The organism is Lawsonibacter sp., from assembly GCF_022777125.1.
GTDB lineage: Bacteria > Bacillota > Clostridia > Oscillospirales > Oscillospiraceae > Lawsonibacter_A > Lawsonibacter_A hominis.
Genome location: NZ_JALFGV010000046.1, coordinates 1 through 7,001 on the forward strand (window position 1 = coordinate 1; position 7,001 = coordinate 7,001).

General features: G+C 55.6%; 6 protein-coding genes. 3 read left to right on the top strand and 3 right to left on the bottom strand.

Features of this window, described 5'->3' with window-relative positions; translation table 11 throughout:
• Nucleotides 1–329: 329 nt before the first annotated feature.
• Complete coding sequence (locus MR825_RS03850) at nucleotides 330–509, top strand: hypothetical protein (RefSeq protein WP_186908886.1); 180 nt, start codon at nucleotides 330–332, stop codon at nucleotides 507–509.
• A 224-nt stretch (nucleotides 510–733) separates the two neighbouring features.
• A complete protein-coding gene (locus tag MR825_RS03855) occupies nucleotides 734–1,507 on the top strand; it encodes a hypothetical protein (protein ID WP_186908884.1) in 774 nt (257 codons plus the stop codon).
• A gap of 49 nt (nucleotides 1,508–1,556) precedes the next feature.
• Here the strand turns inward: MR825_RS03855 and MR825_RS03860 are convergent, their stop codons facing one another.
• A complete protein-coding gene (locus MR825_RS03860) occupies nucleotides 1,557–3,338 on the bottom strand; it encodes a Na/Pi cotransporter family protein (protein WP_186908883.1) in 1,782 nt (593 codons plus the stop codon).
• A gap of 279 nt (nucleotides 3,339–3,617) precedes the next feature.
• Here MR825_RS03860 and sigK point away from each other — a divergent pair, with 279 nt between their 5' ends.
• Nucleotides 3,618–4,313, top strand: a complete 696-nt coding sequence (gene sigK, locus MR825_RS03865; protein ID WP_287879007.1) for an RNA polymerase sporulation sigma factor SigK — start codon at nucleotides 3,618–3,620, stop codon at nucleotides 4,311–4,313.
• A gap of 249 nt (nucleotides 4,314–4,562) precedes the next feature.
• On the opposite strand, the gene MR825_RS03870 is transcribed toward sigK, so the two are convergent.
• On the bottom strand, nucleotides 4,563–5,984 hold the full coding sequence (locus tag MR825_RS03870; RefSeq protein WP_287879008.1) for an MATE family efflux transporter: 1,422 nt from the start codon (nucleotides 5,982–5,984) through the stop codon (nucleotides 4,563–4,565).
• A 214-nt stretch (nucleotides 5,985–6,198) separates the two neighbouring features.
• On the bottom strand, nucleotides 6,199–6,885 hold the full coding sequence (gene trmB / locus MR825_RS03875) for a tRNA (guanosine(46)-N7)-methyltransferase TrmB (RefSeq protein WP_287879010.1): 687 nt from the start codon (nucleotides 6,883–6,885) through the stop codon (nucleotides 6,199–6,201).
• Nucleotides 6,886–7,001 lie beyond the last annotated feature (116 nt).

Below are 7,001 nucleotides of genomic sequence, written 5' to 3' on the forward strand. Positions count from 1 at the left end.
GACCGGCTCTTGTTGTACTTCCGGCTGGCGCGGCTGACCCCGTAGTTCTCCGCGTATTTCATCAGGGATTGCCGATACGCCATGTCTTGTGTTATACGCTTGCTCATGAAGGATATGGCCCCCTCTCATCAAGTTGTTGTGTGGTAACTCAACTTTATCCCATGAGGCCATTTCCTTCATCCTTTTTATTCGACTGTCCAATATGTATTGTACTCTTACAGCTTAAAATCTCTGGCATTTTGACCATACATTGAAAATAGTTTGCCTGCATGATAAAATACATGCAGGTATTCAAAAGCAACAAATTCTTTTTTGTAAAGGAGATCGTTATGAAAGAGCAAATAAAAGGCATAGTACTTGTGCTTTTTGGGATTTTACTCTGTTGTGCAAGCGATGAATTGAACAGCACTATATTTGGAAGTATTGCTGATCTGCCAGTTGCTCTGTTGGGAGTGTTGATCGGTATTGTGGGAGTTTTCTTTGCTTTTAGAAACACGAAAGATAAGTAAAGTAAATCCGTTTGTAGGGGTAGCTTCGGTTTTGAAGCTACCCCTGTTATTTCGACGAAAGGTGCTCTAAATGCACAAATAAGGTAAAAGGGATCCATCGCATTCCATCTTGCAAAGCGGCACGTTTTCTGTTAGAATGTATGAGATTGATGATTTCCGGCCGCACCGCGCTTCGCTCGCGGCGACGGCAAAATTAAGGCATCCCAGCCACAGGAGATGGATACATGAACAAGAAGGAACAGCAAATGCAGCGTGAGCGCCAGGAGGACGTGGTCCTGAACAAGGTCCTTTGGTGGATCGTGGGCGCGGTGGTCCTGGAGTTTCTGCTCCTGCTGCTCAATCGTTTCTACAGTTACTACACCCCCGACGGCATTGCGCTGGCCCAGGCCCTGCGTACGGTATTCACGGTCCTTGGCATCGTGCTGCCGCTCTGCTTCCTTGCACTGCTGGCCTGGTACCGGTCTGCCCGGCGCAGCGGAAAGGGTACCCGTCTTTCTGGTGCGCTGACCCTGATCGCTTTAGCGCTGGCGGTCTGCGCGGTGGTCATCGCGGTGTTCCGCGCCTCCGGCATCCAGTTCCTTTACATCGCCGTCCCGGCGGTGGCGGTTCTGGCGCTGATCTACTACCTCTATCAGCATGAATTTTTCCTGATTGCCGTGCTCAGCGCTCTGGGGATCCTGGCCGTCCATCTGGTGCCCCGGGCCGATCTCTCCGCCCTGATCGCCTATGGTTACGCGGTGGCGCTGGCGGTCATTCTGGCGGCTGCTCTGCTCTTTTCCCGCAAGCTCCAGACCAGCGGCGGCATACTGAAGCTGGGCGGCAAGGAACTTCGCCTGTTCCCCAAAAACGCCAACTACGCCATGCTCTATGTGACGTGTATCGTGGTGGCCGCCGTACTGGTGGCTGCGCTTCTGCTGGGAAGCCTGCCGGTCCTGTACGGCGTGATGGTGGCCTGGCTGCTCATCATGGCGGTCTATTACACGGTGCGCCTGATGTAACCGAATAAGAAAACAAGCGCCGGAGCGTTTCGCTCCGGCGCTTGTTTTCTTATCTGGTCTCTTCCTCGATCGGTACGTAATACTTGTCGCGGTACTGCTGAAAGAGCTGATCGAACTCCCGGTCGGAACCGTGGTGCAGCTCCCGCATGTAAGCGTGGGAATCAATACGGACGATATCGTCCTTGGAGGCGGTCTGCCGTACGATACGCAGGGCCACATTGGAACAATGGTCGGAGATCCGTTCCAGATTGATGAGCAGCTCCAGGAACTGCGTGCCCAGCTCAATGGTGCACTCGCCGTCTTTCAGGCGCTCCACATGCCGGTTTTTCAGATCATCCGCGATCAGGTCCACCACTTCCTCCAGCGGCTCCACCTGGATCGCCAGGTAGCGCTGCCGGGTCTCGTAACACGCCATGGTCTTATCCATGGTCTCGATCACCGCATCGGTGAGCCCGTCCAGCTCCGCCTGGGCCTGAACGGAAAAGGCGATGCCGCGCTCGTGCAGGATCACGGCGCTCTCCGATACGTTCACCGCGTAGTCTCCGATCCGTTCAAAGTCGGACAAGGTATGCAGCAGTTCGGAGACTTTCATGCTTTCTTCCGATGTCAGCGCCCGGTCGGTGAGCTTGACCAGATAGTTATCCAGAAGTCCCTCCAGCTTGTCCAGCGCGGTTTCCGTCTCGTTGAGCCGCTCCAGCTTCTTGGCGTCGAAGCGCTTGATGAGCTCCACCGACAGCTTCAGATTGTCCCGTGCGAAATCCCCCATCTGCACCACCGCGTCATGGGCCTTCTCCAGAGCCAGCGACGGAGAGGCGAGAAAGCGGTCGTCCAGTACGGAGAGCTCGCGCTCGTCGGTATCCCCGGGAACCAAATGTTCGACCAGCCTGACCAGCTGCTTATGGAAGGGCAGCAGCAATACCGTACAGCCCAGGTTGAAGCCCAGATGCAGGTTGGCAATGGAACCGCGGTCCATCACGTTCTCCCAGAACGGGAAGTGAAACAGCGCGTTTCCGCCGTAAAGAAGCGCCATAAAAACGATGGTGCCGATGATATTGAACGACAAATGCAGCGCCGCAGTGCGCTTTGCGTTTTTGGAGGCCCCAATGGCCGACAGCAGCGCGGTGATACAGGTGCCGATATTCTGCCCCATGATCAGAGGCATGGCGATGTTGAAGGAGACGATGCCCGTGGTGCTGACCGCCTGGAGGATGCCCACTGAGGCGGACGAGCTCTGGATCAGGGCGGTGACCAGCGCCCCTACCATCACCCCCAGCACCGGGTTGGAAAACGCCACGAAGAGGCTTTGAAACTCCGGCATCGCCTGCAGGGGCGCCACGGCATTCTCCATGGTCTTCATGCCGATGAACAAAAGGCCCAGACCCAGCACGATCTGGCCGATGGTCCGCTTCCGCCCGCCCTTGATGAACATGTAAAACAGGATGCCCACCGCCGCCAGGATCGGCCCCAGAAAAGCCGGCTTGAGCAGCGTCAGCAGAAGGTTGTCGGAGGAGATATCCCCCAGGCTCAGCAGCTGCGCCGTCACGGTGGTGCCGATATTGGCGCCCATGATGATGCCCACCGTCTGACTGAGCTTCATGATCCCGGCGTTGACAAAGCCGACACACATAACCGTGGTGGCCGCCGAGCTCTGGATCAGTCCGGTGACCACCGCGCCCAGCAAAACGCCTTTGAAGACATTGCTGGTCAACCGCTCCAGCACATTTTCCAAACGGCCGCTGGAGAGCTTCTCCAGGCCGTCCGTCATCGTTGACATACCGAACAGGAAGGTTGCGATGGCGCCAAGCATGGCGACTACGTCCGCAATACTCATGTTCTTCCCCCAAATCTGACTGCCTTGTCAAATTTCTTCTTTCCCCTGCACATTTCAAACCAAAATAAATTATAGCCGCTGCACGGCGATTCGTAAATGCCCTGGACAGACTTTTTGCAAATTTGACGTTTACCCCAAAAGTCCGCGCAGGATTTCCGTCATTTTTGTCGAGGTTTGGGGAATCGGCCGCCGTCAGCGGCGCTGCCGAATTTCAAAGGAATCCCCGGGTATAAAGACAGGCCCGCCCGGAATAGTCTGTCGATACGGAGGTGTGGCAAGATGTTGACTGCCTGGGTCCTGCTCATGCTGAACAGCCTTTTTTTTACCCTGCGCCTGTCCGGCGGCGGAAGCGGAGGCTCCTTTCCCCGCCCGCTGAAGGCGGAGGAGGAACGCGCCTATCTGGACCGCTTCGCCAAGGGAGATATGGACGCCCGCAATAAGCTGATCGAGCATAATCTGCGTCTGGTGGCGCATATCATCAAAAAATATTATACCCAAAACGGGGATCAGGATGATCTGATCTCCATCGGAACCATCGGTCTGATCAAGGGGATCAACACCTTCAAGCCGGACAAGAATGTGCGCCTTGCCACTTATGCCTCCCGATGTATCGAAAATGAGATCCTGATGCATTTTCGTTCTCAGCGTAAGCTGCAGGGCGAAGTATCCCTATCGGACTCCATTGACGGGGAAGGCGAAGGCAGTTCCCTGTCTCTAATGGATGTCATTTGTGTGGACGATGATATGCTGGAAGAGCTGGACGCCCGCGACGCCTGTCTGAAGGTACGGCAGTGCGTGACGCAGTGTCTGGAAGAACGGGAAGCCAAAATCATTATCCTCCGATACGGCCTGAATGGCCGCCCCCCGCTCACCCAGCGCGAGATCGCCGCCCAGTGCGGGATTTCCCGCTCTTATGTATCGCGCATTGAAAAAAGGGCCCTGAAAAAGTTGGAGGAGGCCATCGGCGAACGCTGACCTTCGCCCGGAGCAGAAGAGGGCCCCGTATCTGCCCCTGCACACACGGCGCCCTTCTATTGATCCGCACTTCTCGTCCACGGAGGGTATGCGTTCCGATGAGCGCAAGCCATCCGCAGCCTCCAAACGCCCGCGCGCGCTTTTCCAGGTACCCGCTGCCCTCCTGTGCCGGTTGGTTCGCTACCGCGTAAAGAAACACCCCGTCTCGATACCGGAAGAGACGCCGCTGTTCTGAACGCGCGTCACTCCTCACCTGCCGGAAACACAGCCTGCGTTCCACACGCCGGAAGCGGTCTTGTTTCCGGCATCGATGGCTCCGGCTGGTTCGCCCGGGTGCGGATGAAATGCCATTCCGGCACGACCAGTATCACGGTCAGTCCGAATGCAAGCACGTCTGCAGCCGGCGCAGCCCAGAGCATCCCGGTAACGCCAAACACCTGGGACAGGATCACGATGCCAGGCGCCAAAAAAATCACATCCCGTCACATCCCGCGACAGGGATAGTATCGCGGCCTTTGCCGGCTTTCCAATCGCCTGGAGGAAAATACTGCTGGCCTTCTGGATGCAGGTCAGTAAAATTCCGCCCAAAAAGATGTGGAAGCACAGCTCTGCAAATTCGTTATAGAGCGCGCTCTCACTGCCAAACAGTGCGATCACCGCCTGGGGGTACCGTTCGAAGATCAGCATTGCGATTCCCCCTACCGCGATATTGGCCCGAACGACCAGCTGGCAGGCCGCAAAGGCCCGCCTGTAGTCGTCCACACCATAGTTGAGCCGATGTACGGAAAAGACAACCACGATGCCGAACACCTTCATAACGATTCCTATTACGGACAGCGGGATGTCGGCGCCGTACCGGGAGGCAGGTCCGGTAAGAACGATCATGTTGTTCGCCACACTGATGATAATAACAATGGCCATTTGGGTGATAAAGCTGGAAACGCCCAGCTGGCAGAGCTTCCGCGTCAATCCGCCCTCCAGCCGGAAGCTGGATGCGCAAAACCGAACGGATTTGGGACGCCGGAAATACAAGGCGGTCATACTGCAGGAGGCAATCTGGCCCAAAATTGTGGCAATCGCCGCACCCTTCACCCCCATATCCAACCGAAAAATTGCCACCGGGTCCAAAATCAAGTTTATCACCGCGCCTAAAATGGTAGCGGCCATCGAATAGCCAGGCGCGCCATCGGCCCGGATCGTGGCGTTCATGCCGGAGGAAAATACATAAAATGGAATTCCGGGCAGGATAATATGCATATACTCCCGGGCATAGGGATAGCTGGCCTGCGTCACCCCAAACAATCTCAGAATCGGATCGGTAAAGATCCGTCCCACAATCATCAGCAGGATGCCCGCCGCCCCGGTGAGTACGATTCCGTGGCCGACACACTTGTGCGCATGTTCCGTGTCTCCGCTGCCCAAGGACAGGCTCAATTGAGCGGCACAGCCATCCCCCACCAGCAGCGCCAGCGCCAGGGCGATTACGGTAAACGGATACACCACGTTGGTCGCCGCATTGCCCAGGTATCCCACGCTTTGGCCGATAAAAATCTGCTCTACCATGTTGTACAGCGCCGAGACCAGCATCGACAGCACGCAGGGTACCGCAAAGCGCGGCAGCAGCTTGGCAACCGGTTGTTCGGCCAAATCGGAATTGTTGGTTTCTTGCATTGAGATTCCTCCGCTCTTAGGGTAAGCGCAAAAAAGCAGCGTGTTCCACCGCGGCAATGGCTGCCGGCAGATCACACGCTGCTTTTAGCTGGACTTACATCTACATTTTCTTGTCTGGTGCTATTATAACGCAGAGGCCCCGCCGGATGTAAGCAAAATCGTTTCGTCGAATATGCCAATTTTCAGCGGCAGAAACCGCTTGCGGCAGGACGTTTCACTCATGCTCCAGGTCTTGCGGCGCTGTGCCCTCGCCATCCGCCTGTATCGGTCCCACAGCCGCTACGCAGCGGTTGATCGGAGTTCCCAGACGGTGGAACTTTTCCTCATAATCGGTCATCACGCCGCAGATGCCGCCAGCATGCAAATCCCGAGTGACTTCGGAAAGAATGTAGCCTGACCGCTGGAATTGAAACAAGGACCACTCAAAAAGGTCCCGATTATCCGTCTTAAACTGAATCGTCCCCCCTTCCGGAAGCACCTGACGATAGCGCATCAGAAAATCCGGATGCGTCAGCCGACGCTTGGCGTGGCGGTTGGACGGCCATGGATCACAAAAATTGATGTAGATCAGGTCCACTTCACCAGGAGTAAAGTAACTGGACAAATCAGATGCATCTCCATCTACAAAAAACACATTTTTCAAACCCATCGCACATACCCGCTCCATGGCAATGACCATGGCGTCCGGTACCCGTTCCACAGCGATAAAAAGGGCCTGCGGATTGGATGCCGCCGTCTCCGCTGTGAAGCGCCCTTTTCCGCACCCCAGTTCCAAGCGCAGCTCTTCTGCCTGCGGCATAAGAGTACGCCACCTCCCCCGCTGTTCTTCCGGCTCCCGAATCAACACCCCTGCGCAGCGTTCCATCCGCGGTATTAAATTAGGTTTCTTTCTCATCCTCATTCGTCTTGCTCACCTCGCAGCGATTATCATATCAAATTATTTGAACACTTGCAATCCCACGAAATATCGTCTATAATGGAAAATTGATATTACATTGTTGAAAGCAACGGTGAAAC